This window comes from Aeromonas sp. QDB62 (genome assembly GCF_027705695.1).
Classification (GTDB): Bacteria; Pseudomonadota; Gammaproteobacteria; order Enterobacterales; family Aeromonadaceae; genus Aeromonas; species Aeromonas allosaccharophila.
Map to the genome: position 1 here is coordinate 1 of NZ_JAPDCD010000051.1, position 19,120 is coordinate 19,120.

The window sequence follows — 19,120 nt, forward strand, 5'->3', positions numbered from 1 at the left end:
GAAGCCAAGGCCCCAGAGGTATAGTGTGAAAAAAGCCAATAAAAACAATGCCAGTCAGGCTTAACTGACTGGCATTAGCCCCATGAGCCCACTGATCGCCATCGCCATCACTACTGGAATTCTCTCCGCCGTCTGGGGCTGGATTGCCGTCGCGTTCGGCCTTATCTCCTGGGTCGGCTTTCTCGGCTGCACCAGCTATTTCGCGTCAAGCGGCGGCTACAAGGCGCTGCTGCAGACCATCTTCTGCAACACCAGCGGCATGCTGTGGGCGCTGCTGCTGATCCATGGTGGTGACCTGTGGGGTGCTGGCGTGGCTGGCTATGTGATGACGGGGGTGGTGGCAACCCTGATGTGCGTGCAGGCCAAGCAGCAGTGGCTCGGCTACATTCCCGGCACCTTTGCCGGTTGCTGTGCCACCTTCGGGGCGGCTGGCGAGTGGCGGCTGATCCTGCCTTCCCTCATCATTGGCGCCTTGTTCGGTTACCTGATGAAGGCGAGCGGCCTCTGGCTCTCCCATAAAACCCAGAAAGCCGACGCCGCTCCGGCGGTGATTGATCCCGCCTGATTTATCCCTTCGATTTGAAGTTTGCTGCTTCGATACCGTGCCGATTCAATAACTTGTAAAAATCGGTACGGTTTCTGCCCGCCATGTTGGCCGCCAGAGTCACGTTGCCCTCGGTGGTGCGCAGCAAACGGATCAGATACTCCTTCTCGAATTCGGCACGCGCCTCGTTGAACGAGGGGATACCGCCACCGCCGCCGCTCAGGGCAGACTCCACCATGGATACCCCGATCACCGGGCTGCAACAGAGGCTGGCGAGCTGTTCCACCACGTTGCAGAGCTGGCGCACGTTACCGGGCCAGGCCGCGGCCGCCAGCATCGCCAGCGATTCGGGCGAAAAACCCATGGCGGCGCAGTCGCTGTGGCGGCTGCGGTAATCGTCGAGCGCCTGACGGGCCAGCAGGGGAATATCCTCACTGCGGGCACTGAGAGACGGCAGGGTGATATTGGCGACGTTGAGGCGATAGAAGAGATCTTCCCGAAAGCGCCCCTCCTCCATCGCCTTGACCAGATCCTGATGGCTGGAGCTGAGCACCCGCACCTCCGGCGTGCCCTGACCATACTCCTCCATCACCTGCAGCAGCTTGGCCTGCAAGGATTCGGAGAGGCTGCCAATCTCGTCGAGAAACAGGGTCGCTCCCTTGGCCTGCTCGAACAGCCCGGATTGGCCATCTTCGCCAAACAGCTGCAAGTCGAGTGACGCCCACGGAATGGCGGCGCAGTTGATGGTGTAGATCGGCTTGTCACGGCGCTGGCTGGCCTGATGCAGTGCCTGCGCCATCGCCCCCTTGCCGGAACCGGACGGCCCCATGATCAGCACCGGCACCTCCATGGTGGCGATGCTGTGGGCCTGAATCAGCAGCTGCTCCAGCTGGGGGTTGCGGGTCAGGATCAGCGACTGCCACTCCTGCTGCTGTTTCGGCCGCGTCAGGCTCAGCGCATGTTCGATGGTGGCGAACAGCTCATCCTTGTTGATGGGTTTGGTCAGAAAGCTGAACACGCCGGAGCGGGTCGCCTGAATGGCGTCCGGGATGGTGCCGTGGGCGGTCATAATGATCACCGGCAAACCCAGCCACTGGGCCTGGATCCGCTCGAACAGCGCCAGACCGTCCATGCCGGCCATCCGCAGATCGCTCAGCACCAGATCGGCCCGTTGCTGACGCAACCGGTCGAGGGCCCCTTCCGCACTGTCGGCGGTATCCACTTCATAACCCTGACTGCGCAGCCGCATGCTCATCAGTTTGAGCAGGCTGACGTCGTCATCCACCAACAGGATCCGGCTCATGGTATGACCTCACGATTCTCGTTCAGCTTGCGCTGGTTGAGCTGGTCGTCGATGGCGGTCAGCTGTTCGATCTGGCGGCGCAACCGCTGGATCTCCTGACTCTGGTCATCGCGACGGCTGTCGCGAGCCAGCAGCTGCTCGCCGAGGGCGATCCAGCTGCGTAAAAAGGCCTGCGCATCGAGCCCCAGCTCGGGCAGCATCTTCTTCAGGCGCGCCAGCCCGGCGGTGCGATTGGCCACCGATTCGGCGGGGTGGGAATCGACCATCGCCAGACTGACCCGGCTCTCCAGATCGTCGGCCCCTTTCAGCCGCTGACGCTCCTGCACCCGTTGCTGGGGGTGACTGGCCAGCAGCCAGTCGGAGTATTGCAGACGCACCTGCATCTCCTTGTTGGCAAACTCCATCCGCTTGGCAAAAGCGATATCGGAGGAGTCCCGCTGTGGCTGTTGCGGCAGCAAGGCGCAACCCGCGAGCAGCCCGACCATCAGCGCTGGAAATACGCGTTGTATCTTCATAGTCCTCATTTCAACGTCAACCTGAAGCAGACATCCGCCTGTTCATCCTCTACCAGAACCAGTTCTCCCCCCAGGCTGGTGGCAGACTCGCGGGCGATGGAGAGGCCCATGCCAGAGCCTTTCAAGAGACCTTGCCGCACTGTGCTGCCCTGCTCGAAGGGTTCAAAAATTCGTTGCTGATCGGCCACGGGGATCTCGGGTCCCTCGTTGGCCACCTCCAGCCAGCTTGTCTGTTCGTCCTGCCCTGCCCTGATCCAGATATTGCCCCCGCTGGCGCCGTAACTGACGGCGTTGGAGAAGAGGTTATCGAGGATCAGTCGCAGCCGGTAGGGCTCCGCCCACAGGGTAACCGGCACGGTCGGCAAGTGTACACGGATCTGCTTGGACTCCAATGCCAGCCGGTACTCTGCAGAAAGTTCCGACAACATCGGCAGCAGGGGAACGGGCTCCAGTTCGAAGGCCTCCTGCTGACTGAGCCGGTTGAAGTCGAGCAGCCGCTCGATCAGGGTCTGCAGGCGGCGACTGTTCTCGTCGAGCATCTGGCAGATCTCCAGCTGATCCGGGGTCAACGGCCCCACCAGCTGTTCGCAGAGCAGATCCGTGCCCTCTCGCAGCACCGCCAGCGGCGTCTTGAGCTCGTGGGAGACATGGCGAAGGAACTGGTACTTCTGCAGCTCCAGCTCCTTGAGTTTGTCGTGCAGCCAGACGATCCGCTCCCCCAGCAACACCAGCTCGGCGGGGCCATCAACCGGGCTGGGATCGGGTTCGACCCCGGCCCCCAGACTCAAGATGCGCGACTCAATCTGTCGTACCGGGTGGATGATGAGGTAGGTGAAGATAAAGACCAGCAGCAGGCTGATGGCCGCCACAACACCGCTCACCCACCAGAGTTCGCGGGTCAGCTCCGCGATGGTCAGTTGTACCCGATCGATGTGTTCATCAACCCGGCTGCGGGTGACCACTTCGAGCTGCTTGTTGGCATCGTTGAACTGTTCGAGCTTGTCGCCCGCCACCGCCGTCCGGGCCAGCGCGGCATCCTGCAAACTGTCGAGCCATGCCAGCCCCTGATCGAGCCCGCGGTAGAGCTGGCCATCGGAGATGGAGCTGCGATGTTCCGCCAGCAACACCCGATACCCGTCGAGTTGCTGCTGGTAGCTGGTGAGGCTGCGCCTGTCCCCCAGCACCGCGAAGCGGCGCAAGGTGCGTTCGATATCGATGGCTTGCGCCGTCAGCAGGGTGGCACGGCGGGTATCCTTGACCGCCCGCACCATCTCGTCGTTGGTGAGCTGGCTGAGGTGGGCAAGGGCGGTGCTGTTGTGCCAGATCATCCCGCCCAGCGGCATCAACACCAGCGCGAATCCCATCAATACCACCTGCAGCAGGGAGCGTGGGCGAACCTTGGTCATCATCTCTTCTCTTGCATTCTCACCGGTGCGCCAGCATAGCCGCACCGTCCCAAAAAACAAAACCGGCCAACGGGCCGGTTTGGATTATCTGAATTGTGGTGATTCACGCCAGCGCGACAGAGGCCAGACAGATAATCAGGATCATCGCCAGCGCGCCCGAGGCGGTCAACAGCGCCCATTTCAGCTCCACACTCATGCAAACCTCCTTTCTGCCAATCAGTGCCGGATCACAATAGATAAAACAATGTTAAGCCATAGTTAATCCGATAACCGTGAGCTGCGTATACATTTCAGATGAGCCCAACCCCGGGAAGGTGAGCATGTTCTATCTGTGTAGCATTGGTTCCAATCTTGACCCGCATACCCATGTCAGCCGCGCGCTGGCCGAGCTGCTTGCGCACGTCGGCCCCCTGCAGCTGAGTTCGGTGATCCGCACCAAGCCGGTGGGAATGCACTCCAGCCACGACTTTCTCAACTGCCTGCTGGTGGTGGAGAGTCCGCTCGATGCCGTCCGCCTCAAGCAGCGCTTTGTCGCCCTCGAAGTGGCTCACGGCCGGGATCGCAGCGATCCGCTCTGCAAGGTGCACGATCGCCCGCTCGACATCGATATTCTGGCCAGCAACACGCACGGCGACTTCGCCACGGCAGAGGTCGATTCCTATCTGGCGGAACTGCTGGCCGAGCTGTACGGCCATGGCGAGGTGCATGACCCCAAGGTGGCGCTGCAGGTGGCGCTTCACGGCCCATCGGACAAGCCCGGCAAGGGCTTGCTGACCCGGCAGGTCGGGCTGGGGCCGCTGGTGCTCGGCAACCCCTCAGAGGGTAGCCAGCGCGCGCCCGCCATCCACCTTGATGCTGGCTCCCGTCATATAACTGTTCCCCACCAGTAGCTGCACCGCCTGCCAGATGGGCTCAAGCCCTCCCTCCCGCGCCAGCGGTGTTTTCGCCAACACCAGCTGGCGCCAGCTCTCGTCATGTTCATCGAGAAACAGGATCGGCCCCGGCTCTATGGTGTTGACCCGCACAGTGGGCGCCAGCTCGCGGGCAAAGCTCATGGCCAGCGAATGGGCGCCCGCCTTGGTGGCTACATAGCTGGCAAAACGGGGGGACGGGGCATGGATATAGATATCGGTGATGTGAATGATGCTGGCGTTGGGATTGCTGGCTAGCTGTGGGGACAGCGCCCGATTGAGCTGGAAAGGGGCCGCCATGTGCACCCGGTAGAACTGCTCGAACTGGGCCAGCTGCGCTGCCGGATCGGCCACCTGCGGCTCGAAGGCCGAGGCGTTGTGGATCACCAGCGCCAGATCCTGATGGGCCGCCAGCACATCGATCAGCTTGCCCACGTCCTCTTCCCGGCCAAAATCCGCCTGCACCAGCTCGACCCCCAGCGCCGCCAGCGTGGCCAGCTCCGGCCGCTCGCTGCGATAGCTGCCCGTCACCTGCCAGCCCGCCGCCACCAGCTGTTCACAGAGATAAAACCCGAGTCGACGGCCGCAGCCCGTTACCAATGCACGCATACGATCTCCTTTCCCTTTCATGGTCTTGCATGAACGAAGCCCGCCTGCCAGCGGATCACCGCCGATGGCCGGTGCCTATCAATCCCTGCGGCACAAGCCATTGGTCGCGGGCCACCCGGCCGCCCCATAGTGGCGACATCCCCTCTTGCGGAGTCATCACCATGCTGAAAGTGCACCACCACATGGGTCGCCTGACCCACTCCCTCACCGCCGGACTCGGCCTGGCCGAGGCGCTGGATCGCCTGCATCAATCGGGCCTTGGCGGCCTGCCGGTGCTGGATGAGCAGAAACGGCTGATCGGCTTTCTCTCCGAACAAGACTGCATCCCCAGCCTGCTCACCGGCAGCTACCACTGCGATACCCGCACCCGGGTGGAGGATCTGATGAACCGCACGCCCCTCTCGGTCGGGCCGGATGACAGCATTCTGGAGCTGGCTCGCCAGATGGCCGAGGCCAAGCCCAAGATCTACCCGGTGCTGCAACAGGGCAAGGTGATCGGCATCATCAGCCGCCGTCAGGTGATGCAGGCCCTCAACCAGCAGATGAAGGTGTGTCAGCAGACCTAGATCTGGTAACGCCCCTTGTCACCGATATCGAAGTGCAGGGGCATTCGCCACTTGGCCAGCGCCAGCAAGCTCAACAGGGCCCCGCAGACCAGCGCCACCAGTGCGGCGGCCCACTCCACCCGCAACAACTCCAACAGCCATAGCGCCGGCAGCAGCACGGGCACCAGCTTGATGCCGGGAATGGCGAAGCAAAACTGCTCCTTGAACGCCAGCCCGGAGAGCGTCGCCAACGCCGCGCCCAGCACCAGCGCATCCGGTGCCCCCACCGCCGCCAGGGCCAACGCGCCCCAACCAAATCCCTGCAGAATCAGGCGAATCCGCTTGTCGTAGATATGCAGCGAGAAGCCGCAGATTGCGCTTGCCACTGCCAGCGACATCAACCATTGTGCCGACGGGAGCAGAGCTATCCCGCTCAGCAGCGCCGCACCGCGGCAAAGCAGCAGCAGGGCTGCCGCACTCAAGCCAAGGCGGTAGAGCGAAACGGTCAACTTGTCGATCCCGTCCAGCGGGCTCTCGATTTCAGGGTTTGCCATAAACAGTCGCTTCTAACGGATCAGGTGTTACCCAATATACTGGAATCAGGTTCTGGAATATCTTCAAACGGGTTCAGGAGACGTAGTTTGCGTGTGATCCCCCTGCTTTTGTTGCTGTTTCCACTCGGATTGCCGGCCAAGGAGCTGGTGATCTGCGGCACCATGGAGCCCCCGCTCAAGTTTCTCGATGCCGAGCAGAAACCCCGCGGACTCGATATCGATATCGTCACCGCCATCTTCGACAAGCTGGCAACGCCCTTTCGGATCGAGCTGGCCGATTCGGGGGCCCGCCTCACCCGCAATGCCGAAACCGGCGCCTGCGACCTGGTGATGACCCACTCCTACAAGGCAGAGCGGGAGAGTTATCTCATCTACCCGCAGCAGGCCCATATTCGCCACAGCTGGCACTTCTTCGTGCGCAAGACCGACCTGCTGAAGATCCGCTACGACACGCTAGCGGACCTCAAACCCTGGCGCATCGGCATCACCAAGGATTTCTCCTATACCCCGGAGCTGACCGCCGCCCTCGCCGACCCGGCCTATCAGTTTCAGGAGATCACCATGAACCAGCTGCAACTGCGCAAACTGCTGGCCGGGCGGATCGATACCGTGCCGATGCCGCTGGTCACTGCCTTCACCCAGATCAAGGAGGAGGGGCTGACGGGCAAGGTCGATTACCTGCCCAAGCCGCTCAAGAGCAGCCCCTACTTCAACACCTGGACCCGCGCCAGGGCCGACGAGAATACGCCCGCCCAGATGGCCGCCTACGATGCCGAACTGCTGCGCATGAAGCGCAACGGCAGCCTCAAGGCCCTCTACGACAAGTACGGCATCCCCTATATCGAACCCTGATCAACGGGTCGGGGTGTCGCTTGGGAGATGGATCTCAATACCCCGCTCCTGCAACCCGACTCAGGGCTTCACATCCCGCAAGATCGGGTTTTGCAGTGAAATCAGCGTTTCAGTGGACTGGATCTCGTCGATGGTCTGGATCTTGTTGATCAACACGATCTGCAGCTCGTCGATGGAGCGGGTCATCACCTTCATGAAGATGCTGTAGTGACCCGTGGTGTAGTAAGCCTCCACCACCTCGTCCAGCGCCTGCAGCTTGGCCAGCGCCGAGGGGTAATCCTTGGCACTCTTCAGATTGATCCCGATAAAGCAGCAGACGTCATAGCCCAGCTTCTTCGCGTTCACCTGCACCCGCGTCCCCTCGATGATCCCCGCCTGCTTCATCTTCTCCACCCGCACATGAATGGTGCCCGGGCTGACAGCCAGTTGTTTCGCCAGTTCGGCGTAAGGGATCCGCGCATTCTCCATCAGGGCGGTGAGGATGGCCTGATCGAGATTATCGATCCGGTAATTTTCCGGCATTTTTTTGCACTCCCGTTGGCGATATCTCATTAAACAACGGCTTATTTTGAAGAAAAAAACACGTAAAGCCTATTTCTATTATCGAATATTGAATTTAGTCACCAATCTGTTGAAGAATCACCACATCCAACGGGGTTTGAAACAGGAATTCAGCATGAAACAGCACTACATTCGCAGCCAACAGCAGATCAGCTTCGTCAAAGAGATGTTCTCCCGCCAACTCGCCCAGCAACTGGGTCTGATGGAGGTGCAAGCCCCCATTCTGAGCCGGGTCGGTGATGGCACTCAGGACAACCTCTCTGGCCACGAGAATGCAGTGCAGGTCAAAGTGAAAACCCTGCCGGAGCACAGCTACGAAGTGGTGCATTCACTGGCCAAATGGAAGCGCCAGACTCTGGGTCGCTTCGGCTTCGGCCCGGGTGAAGGGATCTACACCCACATGAAGGCGCTGCGTCCGGATGAAGACAAGCTCACCCCCATCCACTCGGTCTACGTGGATCAGTGGGACTGGGAGAAGGTCATGCCGAGCGAGCGCCGCGATCTGGCCTATCTACAGGAGACCGTGCGCGGCATCTGGGCTGCCATCAAGGCCACCGAGCGCGCGGTCTGTGCCGAGCATGAGCTGACCCCCTTCCTGCCAGCCGAGATCCAGTTCCTGCACAGCGAAGAGCTGCTGACCCGCTATCCGGACCTCGATGCCAAGGGGCGCGAGCGTGCCATCGCCAAAGAGCTGGGGGCCGTGTTCCTGATCGGTATCGGTGGTGCCCTCTCCCACGGTGAACGCCACGATGTGCGCGCCCCGGACTATGACGACTGGAGCAGCCACAGCGAGCTGGGTCTGGCGGGTCTGAACGGGGACATTCTGGTGTGGAACCCGGTACTGCAAGACAGCTTCGAGATCTCCTCCATGGGGATCCGGGTCGATGCCGAGGCGCTGCGTCGTCAGCTCGCCATCACTGGCGATGAGGATCGCCTGCAGTACGACTGGCATCAGGATCTGCTGGCCGCACGGATGCCGCAGACCATCGGCGGTGGCATCGGCCAATCCCGTCTGGCCATGCTGTTGCTACAAAAAGAGCATATTGGTCAGGTTCAAGTCGGCGTCTGGCCCTCTGAAATGAAGGCCGCCATCCCGGGCATGCTGTAAACGAGTTGATTTCATCGGTCTGGCCTGCACGCCATCGCGAGCGGGTCAGCCCTGAAGGTGTGTGGCGGTGCGGACTGAACGAGCGCAGTCCGGACATGCTGTAAGCCGTGTGGCCATCCCTGATGGCCCGCGGCGAAACCGGGGCTTGCCCCTGCGACCCGCTCAACCCACGCCAGGTCGCGTCACTACATTCCTCCCGGCAATCTTCGGATTGCCGTTTTTTTTGCCTCTAAATTACCGCCGCCAGATATGACAACGCCAGCCCGAAGGCTGGCGTTGCAAACATCGACACGAGATCGGTTACTGGGTCATGGTCAGGCCGTTGCTGTCGGCCCCCAGCAGCAGTTTTTTGCCCGGCACGATGCGACCGGAGAGCAGTGCCTGCGCCAGCGGGTTTTCCACCTTGTGCTGGATCGCTCGTTTGAGGGGCCGCGCCCCGTAGACGGGGTCGAACCCGGCATGCACCAGCTTCTCGAGCAGCGCTTCGCTCACCTCCACCTCGTAACCCTGAGCCTCCAGTCGGCCCATCAGGCTCTTGAGCTGGATGCGGGCGATGGACTTGATGTGATCCTCGCCGAGCGGGTGGAACACTACTGTCTCGTCGATCCGGTTGATAAACTCCGGCCGGAAGCTGCGGGTCAGCACCTCCATCAGCATGGCCTTCATCTCGTCGTAATCCTTCTCGGAGTGGTGCTCCTGAATGAGATCCGACCCGAGGTTGGAGGTCATGATCACCACCGAGTTGCGGAAATCGACGGTGCGGCCCTGACCATCGGTCAGGCGGCCATCATCGAGCACCTGCAACAGGATGTTGAACACATCCGGGTGCGCCTTCTCCACTTCGTCCAGCAGGATCACCGAGTAGGGGCGACGGCGTACCGCCTCGGTCAGATAACCGCCCTCTTCGTAACCCACATATCCGGGAGGCGCCCCCACCAGACGGGCCACGCTGTGTTTCTCCATGAACTCGGACATGTCGATCCGCACCATGGCATCCTGAGTATCGAACAGGAACTCCGCCAGCGCCTTGCACAACTCGGTCTTGCCCACCCCGGTGGGCCCCAGGAACAGGAAGGAGCCGATGGGGCGGTTCGGATCGGAGAGACCGGCACGGGAGCGGCGAATGGCGTTGGAGACCGCTTCAACCGCCTCCTCCTGGCCGATCACCCGGCTGTGCAACTGCTCTTCCATCCGCAGCAGCTTGTCACGCTCCCCTTCCAGCATGCGGGCCACCGGAATGCCGGTCCAGCGCGCCAGCACGTCTGCTATCTCCACGTCGGTGACCCGGTTACGCAGCAGGCTGGTCTCCTGCATCTCGGCCTGGGTGGCGAGATCCAGCTGTTTCTCCAGCTCGGGGATGCGGCCATATTGCAGCTCGGACATCCGACCCAAGTCGCCTGCGCGGCGTGCCACATCGAGATCCTGACGGGCCTGCTCCAGCGCCGCCTTGATATGCTGGGTACCGGCGAGGGCGGCCTTCTCGGCCTTCCACACTTCATCCAGCTCGTTGTATTCCCGATCTTTTTCGCCAATCTCCTGATTGATCAGCTCCAGACGTTTGCGGCTGGCGTCATCGTCCTCCTTCATCAACGCCTGCTGCTCCAGCTTGAGCTGGATGATGCGCCGCTCGAGGCGATCGAGCGCCTCCGGCTTGGAGTCAATCTGCAACCGGATGCTGGCCGCCGCCTCATCGATGAGGTCGATGGCCTTGTCCGGCAGCTGGCGATCCGCAATATAGCGGTGGGACAACTGGGCTGCCGCCACGATGGCCGGGTCGGTGATCTGCACATGGTGGTGCAGCTCGTAACGCTCTTTCAGGCCGCGCAGGATGGCGATGGTGTCCTCCACGCTCGGCTCTTCTACCAGCACCTTCTGGAAACGACGCTCGAGGGCCGCATCCTTCTCGATGTACTGACGGTACTCATCCAGGGTGGTGGCACCGACGCAGTGCAGGTCGCCACGGGCCAATGCCGGTTTCAGCATATTGCCCGCATCCATGGCCCCTTCGCCCTTGCCGGCGCCGACCATGGTGTGCAGCTCGTCGATAAAGAGGATGACGTTGCCCTCCTCCTTGGCGAGATCGCTCAGTACGGCTTTGAGCCGTTCTTCAAACTCGCCGCGATACTTGGCACCGGCCACCAGCGCCCCCATATCGAGGGAGAGCACCCGCTTGTTCTTCAGCCCTTCCGGCACTTCACCGTTGATGATGCGCTGCGCCAGCCCCTCGACGATGGCGGTTTTACCGACACCGGGGGCACCGATCAGCACCGGGTTGTTCTTGGTGCGGCGTTGCAGCACCTGAATGGTACGGCGGATCTCGTCATCACGGCCGATCACTGGGTCGAGCTTGCCAATTTCGGCCCGCTCGGTCAGGTCGATGGTGTACTTCTCCAGCGCCTGACGGTTCTCCTCGGCGTTGGCATCCTCCACCTTCTTGCCGCCACGCACCTTGTCGATGGCCGCTTCCAGTTTCTCTTTGGTCAACCCCTGGGCACGCAGCAGCTCGCCCAGGTTGCCCTTCTCGTCGAGAGCCGCCAGCACGAACAGCTCGGACGAAATGAACTGATCCTTGCGCTGCTGGGCCAGTTTGTCGCAGACGTTGAGCAGGCGACCGAGGCCGTTGGAGAGCTGAACATCCCCCTCCACCCCGCTCACCTTGGGCAGGCGATCGAGCTCCTCGCCGAGGCGGGAGCGCAGAGAATTGATATCCATCCCGGTCAGGGTGAGCAGTGGACGAATAGAGCCGCCATCCTGATTGACCAGCGCGGTCATCAAGTGGACGGGTTCGATAAATTGGTGGTCACGACCCAGAGCCAAAGACTGGGCATCGGAAATAGCAATCTGGAATTTGCTGGTCAGGCGATCGAGGCGCATTGCACTCCCCCTTTCAAGACGGACGCCGCTTGCGCGGCAAACAACATAACTTTCTGAGATGAAAGATGAGGCCCGTACGGGCTATTTCAAGGGCATGGACTGGTTATTTTTTCTGCAAAGCGGGGAGGAGGCAGGATCCCCGCCTCTCTCATACGGATTTGCTCTTGAGAGAGACGGGGTATTACTTGGCGGGTGATTGCTTAGCGGGCCAACCAGATGAGGGAGGCCATCCGGCCGGTCTGACCATCGCGGCGATAGGAGTAAAACTGTTCGCTATCGCTGAAGGTGCAGTGCTCACCACCATAGACAGCATTCACCCCGGCACGGGCCAGCCGCAGCCGCGCCAGCCGGTAGATATCTGCCAACCATTTCCCCTCGTTGGCGGAAGGCACGAACGCCGCGTCTGCTTCGGCCTGCTCCGCCATAAAGGCCTCGCGCACCTCGTCACCCACTTCAAACGCGGTAGGGCCGATGGCCGGGCCAAGCCAGGCAAGGATCTCGCCCGGCTCGCAACCCATGGCGGCGATGCTCGCCTCCAGCACGCCCCCCTGCTCATTCCCCAATAATCCACGCCAGCCAGCGTGGGCGGCGGCCACCACTGTGCCTGCCCGATCGCAGAACAGTACCGGCAGACAGTCGGCAGTCATCACAATGCAGGCCTGATCTGCCTCGTGGGCGCAGGCCGCGTCGGCATCCGGCGCCTGCTGATAATGGCTGCTGACCGGATGGACGACGGTGCCGTGCACCTGATTGAGCCAGTTGAGGGGGCCGGGGATGGCGGCCGCCTGCTGCAAGCGGGCGCGATTAGCCTCGACTCGCGCCGGTTCATCCCCCACGTGAGCCCCCAGATTGAGGCCGGCAAAGACCCCTTCACTGACGCCACCATCCCGGGTGGTAGACAAGGCTCTGACGTTGGCAGGTGCAGGCCAATCGGGTTCGATCCATTTCATCTGTGACTCCTTCAATTCACCGCTATAAAAAACGGGGCTCCTGCAAGGGAACCCCGTTTGGCATCTCTTCGGGCCGGATGGCGGCAGAAACCGACGCAGGCCCTATTGCATCAGTTCCAGACCAGATCGTCCGGATTGGCGATAGTATCAGCACGCAGCACTTCCATCAGATCCACCATGTCCTGTGGTGTCTCGGAGTGCCACTGCATCACTTCACCCGTGATGGGGTGCGCCAGTTGCAGCATGGTCGCATGCAGCGCCTGACGATTGAAGCTGCGCAGCATCTGGGTCAGCTCCGGCGTTGCGTTGCGCAGCAGGCGCAGGCGACCACCGTAGGCGGGATCACCTACCAGCGGGTGCTTGATGTGCGCCATGTGGACACGGATCTGGTGGGTACGACCGGTCTCCAAACGCAGACGCAGACGGGTGTGGCCACGGAACTTCTCGTGAACCCGGTAGTGGGTCACGGAAGGACGACCATTGGGCACCACGGCCATATGGGTACGCTGGGTCGGGTGACGGCCGATGGGCGCATCAACAGTGCCACCTGCGGTCATGTGACCGATGGCGATCGCTTCGTATTCACGGGTGATCTGGCGTGCCTGCAGCGCTTCCACCAGATGGGTCTGGGCAGGTACTGTCTTGGCAACCACCATCAGACCTGTGGTGTCTTTATCCAGACGGTGCACGATACCGGCACGGGGCACCTCGGCAATGCCGGGGTAGCGGTGCAGCAGGGCGTTGAGGATAGTGCCATCGGGCGTGCCTGCGCCCGGGTGAACCACCAGTCCGGCCGGTTTGTCGATCACCAGAATGTGTTCATCTTCATAAACGATGTTGAGCTCGATCTCCTGGGCATCCCAGCGGGTATCGGCTTCCAGCTCGACATTCACATGCACCTGTTGCCCGGCCAGAATTTTCTCGCGCGGGGTGTTGGCAACCTGACCGTCCAGGGTCACTCTGTCCTGTAAAATCCACTCCTTGATGCGGGTGCGGGAGTAGTCTGGAAACAATTCGGCCAGGGCCTGGTCGAGTCGCTGCCCGAATTGGTGATCCTGGAATTCGCCTGTCAGTTCAATATGCTGGCTCATGTATGGTCTCTTGAGCGGGGGGTATCAATTCGAAATAATCCGGGTATTCTAGCTTTTCTTTTAGCCAAGCATAACGGATACTTTGCCAATTTCGTGGAAATGGACCGGATGTTGTTGATGGGAAAGAAGTCTCACCTGCTGATGTCGCTCGCCTTGGTCGCTACCTTGATCACAGGCTGTTCCAGCACCAAACCCAAGGTACCCGACGAACCGCCGGAGACCCTGTACCAGAAAGCACGCCTCAAACTGGACGTTGGCAATTACGTGCAAGCCACTGAATTGCTGGAGGCTTTGGACTCTCGCTACCCGTTCGGCGCCTACTCCAACCAGGTGCAGCTTGACCTCATCTATGCCTACTACAAGCAGGATGATACCGCTCAGGCGATCGCCAATATCGACCGTTTTATCCGCCTCAATCCGGCGCATAAAAATATCGATTACGTCTTCTATATGCGCGGCCTGACCAACATGGCGGCGGATTATAACTTCTTCCAGAGCCTGTTCGGTATCGATCGGGACGACAAAGACCCGGCATATGCCCGTCAGGCATTCCAGGACTTCAAGACCCTGCTGCAGAACTACCCCAACAGCGTCTATGCCGCCGATGCCCGCGCCCGCATGATTGGCCTGAAGAATCGTCTGGCCAGATATGACCTGAGCGTGGCCGAGTATTACGTGAAGCGTGATGCACTGGTCGCTGCCGCCAACCGGGCCAAGCTGCTTGTCGAAACCTACCCCGACACAGCCGAAACCGAGAAAGCGCTGGAGATCATGGTCGAGTCTTACGACACGCTGAAGATGCCGCAGCTGGCCAAGCATGCCCGCGAAGTGCTGGCCAAGAACTTCCCGGAGAACCGCCTCGGCCGTGGCTGAGTGATACGGATCAACCGGTAACAAAAAACCGATGCCTTGGCATCGGTTTTTTTATCGCTGCAATTTAGCCACAGATGTTATCTGTAGATTGCACTGCAGAACTGGGGCTGCGATGACGGCGCCTTCCCTGCGCCGTCATCACAGCACTTACTTCGCGACGTTGCCCGCCACGTTCAGGGCATCCCAGGTGCGGGAGAAGGGAGGCGCGTAGGCAAAGTCCAGCATGCCGAGCTGCTCGGTGGTCACCCCCATGGTGATGGCCACCGCCAGCGCGTCGATACGGTGTACCGCCCCCTTGCGACCGAGGATCTGGCCGCCCAGCAGCCGCTTGCTGCCCGCCTCATAGACCAGTTTGACGTGGATGTCGGACTGTCCCTGGCAGTAGTTGGTGTGGCACTTGTCCTTGATCACCACGGTGCGGTAATCGATGCCCATCGCTTTGGCTTCCTGCTCGGAAAGGCCGGTACGGCCCGCCTCCAGTCCCAGCACCTTGAGTGCCGCGGAGCCGAGGGTACCCGGGAACGTCTGCTCGGCCCCGGCCAGGTTCTCACCCACCATGCGCCCCAGCTTGTTGGCGATGGTGGCGAGCGGCACATAGACCTGCTGCTGCTTCACGCTGTGCCAGACGCTGGCACAGTCACCGGCCGACCAGACGTTGGCGAGCGAGCTGCGTCCCTGCCGATCCACCTTGATGGCGCCATTGCCGAGCCGCTCGATGCCGGTATCGGCCAGAAACTCGGTGTTGGGCTTGACCCCGGTGCAGACCACCACGATATCGGCCTCGTACTCGCCCTGGCTGGTTCGCACGCCAGTCACCCGGCCATCCCCCAGCAGTGCTTCAACTCGCTCACCCAGATGGAGAGAGACCCCTTGCTCGCGCAGTTCGGTTTCGATGTGCTGGGTGATCTCGCCATCAAACGCGTCGGGGATGACTCGATCCGCCAGCTCGATGAGACGCACCTCTTTGCCCTGATGGACCAGTGCCTCGACCACCTCCAACCCGATAAAGCCGGAGCCGATCACCACGGCGCGACGATTGTTCTTGTCTTGCACCGCCGCTTTGAGCGCCAGTCCATCGGCCATCCGGCGCAGACCGAATACCCCTTGCTGCTGCAAACCGGGGATGGGGGGCATCACTTCGCGGGCACCGGTGGCGATCATCAGCCGATCGTAACGATCGGTGAAGGTGTCGCCGTTATGTTCCACCTGCAGGGTCTGGGCAGTGGCGTCAACGCTCAGCACCCGATGACCAATCTTGACCTCGATCCCCTTGGCGGCGAACTGCTCGGGGGTGAACTCAGCCATGTAGCCGGGCTCCTGAAACTCGTCACCGACGAAGTAAGGCAGGCCACAGGCACCGAAGGAGATCACCTCGGAGGCCTCATAAACGACGATCTCGGCCTCTTTGGCCAGACGACGTGCCTTGGCGGCCGCACTCATACCGGCGGCTTCGCCACCGATGATCAGAATTCTCATTGTTTTTCCTCTCAATGGCGCAGGGAGGGCATGCCCTCCCTGCGGTCTATGACGGGAAAGGGTCACCCCTTTCCACGCCCAGATCAACCGACGCAAATCAGACGGTGGACTCTTCGCCGTCCAGACTCACTTCGTGATCGCTGTTGAACACATGCATGTCGGTCTCGCCCATCAGGCGGCTGGTGACAGTCCCTGCAGTGATGGATCCGGAGACGTTCAGGGCGGTACGGCCCATGTCGATCAGCGGCTCGATGGAGATGAGCAGACCGGCCAGCGCCACCGGGAAGTCCAGTGCGGAGAGCACGATCAGCGCGGCAAAGGTGGCGCCGCCGCCAATCCCGGCTACCCCGAAGGAGCTGACGGTGATGATGGCGATCAGGGTCATGATGAAGCCGGGATCCATCGGGTTGACCCCGACGGTCGGGGCAATCATCACCGCCAGCATGGCCGGATAGATACCGGCGCAGCCATTCTGGCCGATGGTGGAACCGAAGGAGGCGGCGAAGTTGGCGATCCCCTCAGGAATACCCAGTGACTTGGTCTGGGTCTGCACGTTCATCGGGATCGAGCCCGCGCTGGTGCGCGAGGTGAAGGCAAACGCCAGCACCGGGGTGATCTTCTTGAGGAAGCGGGCCGGGTTGATGCCGACCATGCTCACCAGCAGCAGGTGTACCGCGAACATCAGCGCGATAGCGCCGTAAGAGGCCATCACGAAGCTGAGCAGGTTGATGATGTCAGCGTAGTTGGAACCGGAGACCACCTTGGTCATCAGCGCCAGCACACCGAACGGGGTCAGGCGCAGCACCAGGGTCACCATGCGCATCACGATGGCGTGGGCCACGGCCACGAAGTGGCTGAAGCTGGCGAAGATCTCCGGCTTCTTGCGGGCGATGCCGGTGGCAGAAAGGCCGATGAAGATGGAGAAGATCACCACGGCGATGGTGGAGGTCTTTCGTGCCCCTGTCATGTCGAGGAAGGGGTTGGCGGGAATGAACTCCAGCATCATCTTGGCAAAGGACATGCTCTCGACGCTGCCGAGGGTAGTCTGCAGCGCGGCACCACGGGCGCTCTCGGCGGCCCCGGAGGTGAGCCCTTCGGCGGTCAGGCCAAACAGGTTGGACATCAGGATGCCCGCCCCGGCGGCGATGGCGGTGGTGAAGATCAGCACGCCGATGGTCATGGCGCTGATCTTGCCCAGCGCAGTGCCGCCATTGAGCTTGAGGATGGCACCGATGATGGAGACCATGATCAGCGGGATGATGATCATCTGCAGCAGCTTCACATAGCCGCCGCCCACGATATCCAGATAGTCGATGGTCTGGACAATGACCGGCGAACCGGCGCCATAAAGCAGTTGCAGGGCGGCGCCGAACAGAATACCGAGCCCCAGACCGGCAAAGACCCGGCGGGTGAAGCTCACATGTTTTTCCTGTAACCGGTAGAGAAAGAACAGCAAGATGGCGGCGATGGCCAGATTGCCGATAACGCTAAATGTCATGGTATGACTCCCCAAAAAGCGGGCTTGCGCCCGAGAAACAAGAGCAAGCGCCATGCTTGCCCTGGCAACCGTGTCAGACGGTCTGCGCCGTCGTGACAAGAACAAGGGGGTCTATCGCCCCCTTGTCACACATTCACTGCTTCTGCTGTTTCGCTCGCATGATGTTGATGATTTCGATGTCGGTATCCAGCATCCCCTCTTTGGAGAGGCGGCCCAGATTGGCAATGGTCTCGTCCACGTCATCGGAGACGATCCCCTCGCTCTGGGGGACATGCAGGTTGTTGATGGCCATCAGGGAAGACTTCACCGCCGCCGAGGTGGAGGTGGAGACCTTCATGGAGCAGGCGCTGCCCGCGCCGTCACAGATAATGCCGGAGACATCGCCAATCATGTTGTTGATGCAGTGGCTGATCTGCTGGTACTGGCCACCCAGCAGCCAGGTGATGGCGGCACCGGATCCCATGGCCGCGGTACTGGCGGCGCACAGCGCCGACAGCTTGTTCTGATAGGTCTTGATGTAGATGGCCACCAGATGGCTCATCACCAGCGCCCGGGTCAACTGCTCGTCACTCGCCTTGAGGAAGCGGGCGGCGGCGACCACCGGCATGGTGGCGGCAATGCCCTGATTACCGGAACCGGAGTTGGACATGGCGGGCAGCATGGCGCCATCCATCCGCGCATCGGAGGCGGCGGAAGAGAGGCGCATCGCCAACGTCATCAGGTCGTCCGAGAGCAGCTTGCGCTCCACCTGCTCGGTGAGGATCTTGCCGATCTGGAGGCCGTAACCCTGCAACCCTTCATCGGCCAGCGCCTGATTCATGGTGGCGGCCTCGCGGATAAAGTCGATCTCCGCCAGCGGCACTTGCAAGGCAAAATCGACGATCTCCCGCAGGGTCATGGTCGGTTTGGCGGATTTGGCGGGCTGGATCTGCACGCCGGGGGCACTGTTCTGCGCCATCAGCACCTCGCCATCCTTCTCCATCAGGATGATGCGGGTGTGGTCGGTGCAGATCACCACCCGGGCGCTGTGGCCCTCCACTTCGGCCAGCACTTCGGCGTAGAGCACGTCCGGCACATCCTTCACATCCACCACAATGCAGGGCAGCAACGCCTTGGCCGCCTCGACCTGGGCCGGGGTGAGAGTCTTGAGCACCTCCAGCCCGGCATCCGGGTTACCGCCGGTGATGCCGACCGCAGCCGCCACCGGCAGGCCGATCATGCCGGTACCCGGCACCCCGACCCCCATGCCGTTCTTGAACAGGTTGCCACTGACCCAGACGCTGATGCGGGTCGGATCCTGCCCCAGCAGCTTGCGGCAGTTGGCCGCCGCCAGCGCCACCGACATCGGCTCGGTGCAGCCCAGGGCCGGCACCACTTCACGCTTGAGCAGGGTAATAAAGTCGGTCCATTGTGCTTTCATTGCAGTGTTTCTCATGTTCAGGGTGCCCGC

At 61.4% G+C, this 19,120-nt stretch carries 19 protein-coding genes; 6 read left to right on the forward strand and 13 right to left on the reverse strand.

Annotated features, from left to right (window positions below; translation table 11 throughout):
- The first annotated feature begins 82 nt into the window (after positions 1–82).
- The gene (locus OKC27_RS19775) at positions 83–565 is read left to right on the forward strand and encodes a DUF1097 domain-containing protein (protein ID WP_042063807.1); all 483 of its coding nucleotides are present in this window, start codon (positions 83–85) and stop codon (positions 563–565) included.
- A 1-nt stretch (position 566) separates the two neighbouring features.
- Here OKC27_RS19775 and OKC27_RS19780 read toward each other — a convergent pair whose 3' ends face one another.
- The 4 genes from OKC27_RS19780 to cydH form a co-directional block, all read right to left on the reverse strand.
- The gene (locus tag OKC27_RS19780) at positions 567–1,847 is read right to left on the reverse strand and encodes a sigma 54-interacting transcriptional regulator (RefSeq protein WP_042063806.1); all 1,281 of its coding nucleotides are present in this window, start codon (positions 1,845–1,847) and stop codon (positions 567–569) included.
- Entirely contained in the window at positions 1,844–2,371 is a 528-nt protein-coding gene (locus OKC27_RS19785) for a hypothetical protein (RefSeq protein ID WP_420000831.1), read from the reverse strand. The genes OKC27_RS19780 and OKC27_RS19785 overlap by 4 nt, the downstream gene beginning before the upstream one ends.
- Positions 2,368–3,768 (reverse strand): sensor histidine kinase, encoded by a 1,401-nt coding sequence (locus OKC27_RS19790; protein WP_042063826.1) that lies wholly within the window; start codon positions 3,766–3,768, stop codon positions 2,368–2,370. The genes OKC27_RS19785 and OKC27_RS19790 overlap by 4 nt, the downstream gene beginning before the upstream one ends.
- Positions 3,769–3,871: 103 nt before the next feature.
- Positions 3,872–3,964 carry a cytochrome bd-I oxidase subunit CydH gene (gene cydH / locus OKC27_RS19795; RefSeq protein WP_111807323.1) on the reverse strand — a complete coding sequence of 31 codons (93 nt, stop codon included), beginning with the start codon at positions 3,962–3,964 and terminating at the stop codon, positions 3,872–3,874.
- A 124-nt stretch (positions 3,965–4,088) separates the two neighbouring features.
- On the opposite strand from cydH, the gene OKC27_RS19800 reads away from it, so the two are divergent.
- Entirely contained in the window at positions 4,089–4,658 is a 570-nt protein-coding gene (locus tag OKC27_RS19800) for a 2-amino-4-hydroxy-6-hydroxymethyldihydropteridine diphosphokinase (RefSeq protein WP_182938694.1), read from the forward strand.
- On the opposite strand, the gene OKC27_RS19805 is transcribed toward OKC27_RS19800, so the two are convergent.
- Positions 4,584–5,288, reverse strand: coding sequence for an SDR family NAD(P)-dependent oxidoreductase (locus tag OKC27_RS19805; RefSeq protein ID WP_182938693.1), 705 nt, complete (start codon positions 5,286–5,288; stop codon positions 4,584–4,586). The genes OKC27_RS19800 and OKC27_RS19805 overlap by 75 nt on opposite strands.
- 161 nt (positions 5,289–5,449) lie before the next feature.
- Between OKC27_RS19805 and OKC27_RS19810 the strand changes: the two genes are divergently transcribed.
- Positions 5,450–5,854, forward strand: coding sequence for a CBS domain-containing protein (locus tag OKC27_RS19810; protein ID WP_139405641.1), 405 nt, complete (start codon positions 5,450–5,452; stop codon positions 5,852–5,854).
- On the opposite strand, the gene OKC27_RS19815 is transcribed toward OKC27_RS19810, so the two are convergent.
- Complete coding sequence (locus OKC27_RS19815) at positions 5,851–6,387, reverse strand: DUF2301 domain-containing membrane protein (RefSeq protein WP_182938692.1); 537 nt, start codon at positions 6,385–6,387, stop codon at positions 5,851–5,853. The two genes, OKC27_RS19810 and OKC27_RS19815, sit on opposite strands and share 4 nt — an antisense overlap.
- Positions 6,388–6,474: 87 nt before the next feature.
- Between OKC27_RS19815 and OKC27_RS19820 the strand changes: the two genes are divergently transcribed.
- The gene (locus tag OKC27_RS19820; protein WP_182938691.1) at positions 6,475–7,239 is read left to right on the forward strand and encodes a substrate-binding periplasmic protein; all 765 of its coding nucleotides are present in this window, start codon (positions 6,475–6,477) and stop codon (positions 7,237–7,239) included.
- 60 nt (positions 7,240–7,299) lie between these two features.
- Here OKC27_RS19820 and asnC read toward each other — a convergent pair whose 3' ends face one another.
- A complete protein-coding gene (gene asnC / locus OKC27_RS19825; RefSeq protein WP_033135290.1) occupies positions 7,300–7,761 on the reverse strand; it encodes a transcriptional regulator AsnC in 462 nt (153 codons plus the stop codon).
- A 154-nt stretch (positions 7,762–7,915) separates the two neighbouring features.
- Between asnC and asnA the strand changes: the two genes are divergently transcribed.
- Complete coding sequence (asnA, locus tag OKC27_RS19830) at positions 7,916–8,908, forward strand: aspartate--ammonia ligase (protein ID WP_127007094.1); 993 nt, start codon at positions 7,916–7,918, stop codon at positions 8,906–8,908.
- Positions 8,909–9,208: 300 nt separating this feature from the next.
- On the opposite strand, the gene clpB is transcribed toward asnA, so the two are convergent.
- The 3 genes from clpB to rluD all read right to left on the reverse strand — a co-directional run bounded on the left by clpB (position 9,209) and on the right by rluD (position 13,823).
- Complete coding sequence (gene clpB, locus OKC27_RS19835; RefSeq protein WP_182938690.1) at positions 9,209–11,782, reverse strand: ATP-dependent chaperone ClpB; 2,574 nt, start codon at positions 11,780–11,782, stop codon at positions 9,209–9,211.
- 200 nt (positions 11,783–11,982) lie between these two features.
- On the reverse strand, positions 11,983–12,732 hold the full coding sequence (gene pgeF, locus OKC27_RS19840) for a peptidoglycan editing factor PgeF (protein ID WP_182938689.1): 750 nt from the start codon (positions 12,730–12,732) through the stop codon (positions 11,983–11,985).
- A 110-nt stretch (positions 12,733–12,842) separates the two neighbouring features.
- The gene (gene rluD, locus OKC27_RS19845; RefSeq protein ID WP_042657303.1) at positions 12,843–13,823 is read right to left on the reverse strand and encodes a 23S rRNA pseudouridine(1911/1915/1917) synthase RluD; all 981 of its coding nucleotides are present in this window, start codon (positions 13,821–13,823) and stop codon (positions 12,843–12,845) included.
- A gap of 117 nt (positions 13,824–13,940) precedes the next feature.
- Between rluD and OKC27_RS19850 the strand changes: the two genes are divergently transcribed.
- Positions 13,941–14,696, forward strand: a complete 756-nt coding sequence (locus OKC27_RS19850) for an outer membrane protein assembly factor BamD (RefSeq protein ID WP_042082907.1) — start codon at positions 13,941–13,943, stop codon at positions 14,694–14,696.
- A gap of 147 nt (positions 14,697–14,843) precedes the next feature.
- Here OKC27_RS19850 and OKC27_RS19855 read toward each other — a convergent pair whose 3' ends face one another.
- The 3 genes from OKC27_RS19855 to OKC27_RS19865 form a co-directional block, all read right to left on the reverse strand.
- Entirely contained in the window at positions 14,844–16,172 is a 1,329-nt protein-coding gene (locus OKC27_RS19855) for a CoA-disulfide reductase (RefSeq protein WP_182938688.1), read from the reverse strand.
- A gap of 97 nt (positions 16,173–16,269) precedes the next feature.
- The gene (locus OKC27_RS19860; protein WP_042063787.1) at positions 16,270–17,670 is read right to left on the reverse strand and encodes an L-cystine transporter; all 1,401 of its coding nucleotides are present in this window, start codon (positions 17,668–17,670) and stop codon (positions 16,270–16,272) included.
- A 133-nt stretch (positions 17,671–17,803) separates the two neighbouring features.
- Entirely contained in the window at positions 17,804–19,105 is a 1,302-nt protein-coding gene (locus OKC27_RS19865; RefSeq protein ID WP_182938687.1) for an L-cysteine desulfidase family protein, read from the reverse strand.
- Positions 19,106–19,120: the final 15 nt, after the last annotated feature.

Bases quoted from the DNA above. Each gene is read 5' to 3' on its own strand.
- OKC27_RS19805 (WP_182938693.1), bottom strand. From the start codon at position 5,288: ATGCGTGCATTGGTAACGGGCTGCGGCCGTCGACTCGGGTTTTATCTC.
- rluD (WP_042657303.1), bottom strand. From the start codon at position 13,823: ATGAGCCAGCATATTGAACTGACAGGCGAATTCCAGGATCACCAATTC.
- pgeF (WP_182938689.1), bottom strand. From the start codon at position 12,732: ATGAAATGGATCGAACCCGATTGGCCTGCACCTGCCAACGTCAGAGCC.
- OKC27_RS19775 (WP_042063807.1), top strand. From the start codon at position 83: ATGAGCCCACTGATCGCCATCGCCATCACTACTGGAATTCTCTCCGCC.
- OKC27_RS19855 (WP_182938688.1), bottom strand. From the start codon at position 16,172: ATGAGAATTCTGATCATCGGTGGCGAAGCCGCCGGTATGAGTGCGGCC.
- OKC27_RS19850 (WP_042082907.1), top strand. From the start codon at position 13,941: ATGGGAAAGAAGTCTCACCTGCTGATGTCGCTCGCCTTGGTCGCTACC.
- OKC27_RS19810 (WP_139405641.1), top strand. From the start codon at position 5,450: ATGCTGAAAGTGCACCACCACATGGGTCGCCTGACCCACTCCCTCACC.
- cydH (WP_111807323.1), bottom strand. From the start codon at position 3,964: ATGAGTGTGGAGCTGAAATGGGCGCTGTTGACCGCCTCGGGCGCGCTG.
- OKC27_RS19790 (WP_042063826.1), bottom strand. From the start codon at position 3,768: ATGACCAAGGTTCGCCCACGCTCCCTGCTGCAGGTGGTATTGATGGGA.
- asnC (WP_033135290.1), bottom strand. From the start codon at position 7,761: ATGCCGGAAAATTACCGGATCGATAATCTCGATCAGGCCATCCTCACC.
- OKC27_RS19815 (WP_182938692.1), bottom strand. From the start codon at position 6,387: ATGGCAAACCCTGAAATCGAGAGCCCGCTGGACGGGATCGACAAGTTG.
- OKC27_RS19780 (WP_042063806.1), bottom strand. From the start codon at position 1,847: ATGAGCCGGATCCTGTTGGTGGATGACGACGTCAGCCTGCTCAAACTG.
- OKC27_RS19865 (WP_182938687.1), bottom strand. From the start codon at position 19,105: ATGAGAAACACTGCAATGAAAGCACAATGGACCGACTTTATTACCCTG.
- clpB (WP_182938690.1), bottom strand. From the start codon at position 11,782: ATGCGCCTCGATCGCCTGACCAGCAAATTCCAGATTGCTATTTCCGAT.
- asnA (WP_127007094.1), top strand. From the start codon at position 7,916: ATGAAACAGCACTACATTCGCAGCCAACAGCAGATCAGCTTCGTCAAA.
- OKC27_RS19785 (WP_420000831.1), bottom strand. From the start codon at position 2,371: ATGAGGACTATGAAGATACAACGCGTATTTCCAGCGCTGATGGTCGGG.
- OKC27_RS19800 (WP_182938694.1), top strand. From the start codon at position 4,089: ATGTTCTATCTGTGTAGCATTGGTTCCAATCTTGACCCGCATACCCAT.
- OKC27_RS19860 (WP_042063787.1), bottom strand. From the start codon at position 17,670: ATGACATTTAGCGTTATCGGCAATCTGGCCATCGCCGCCATCTTGCTG.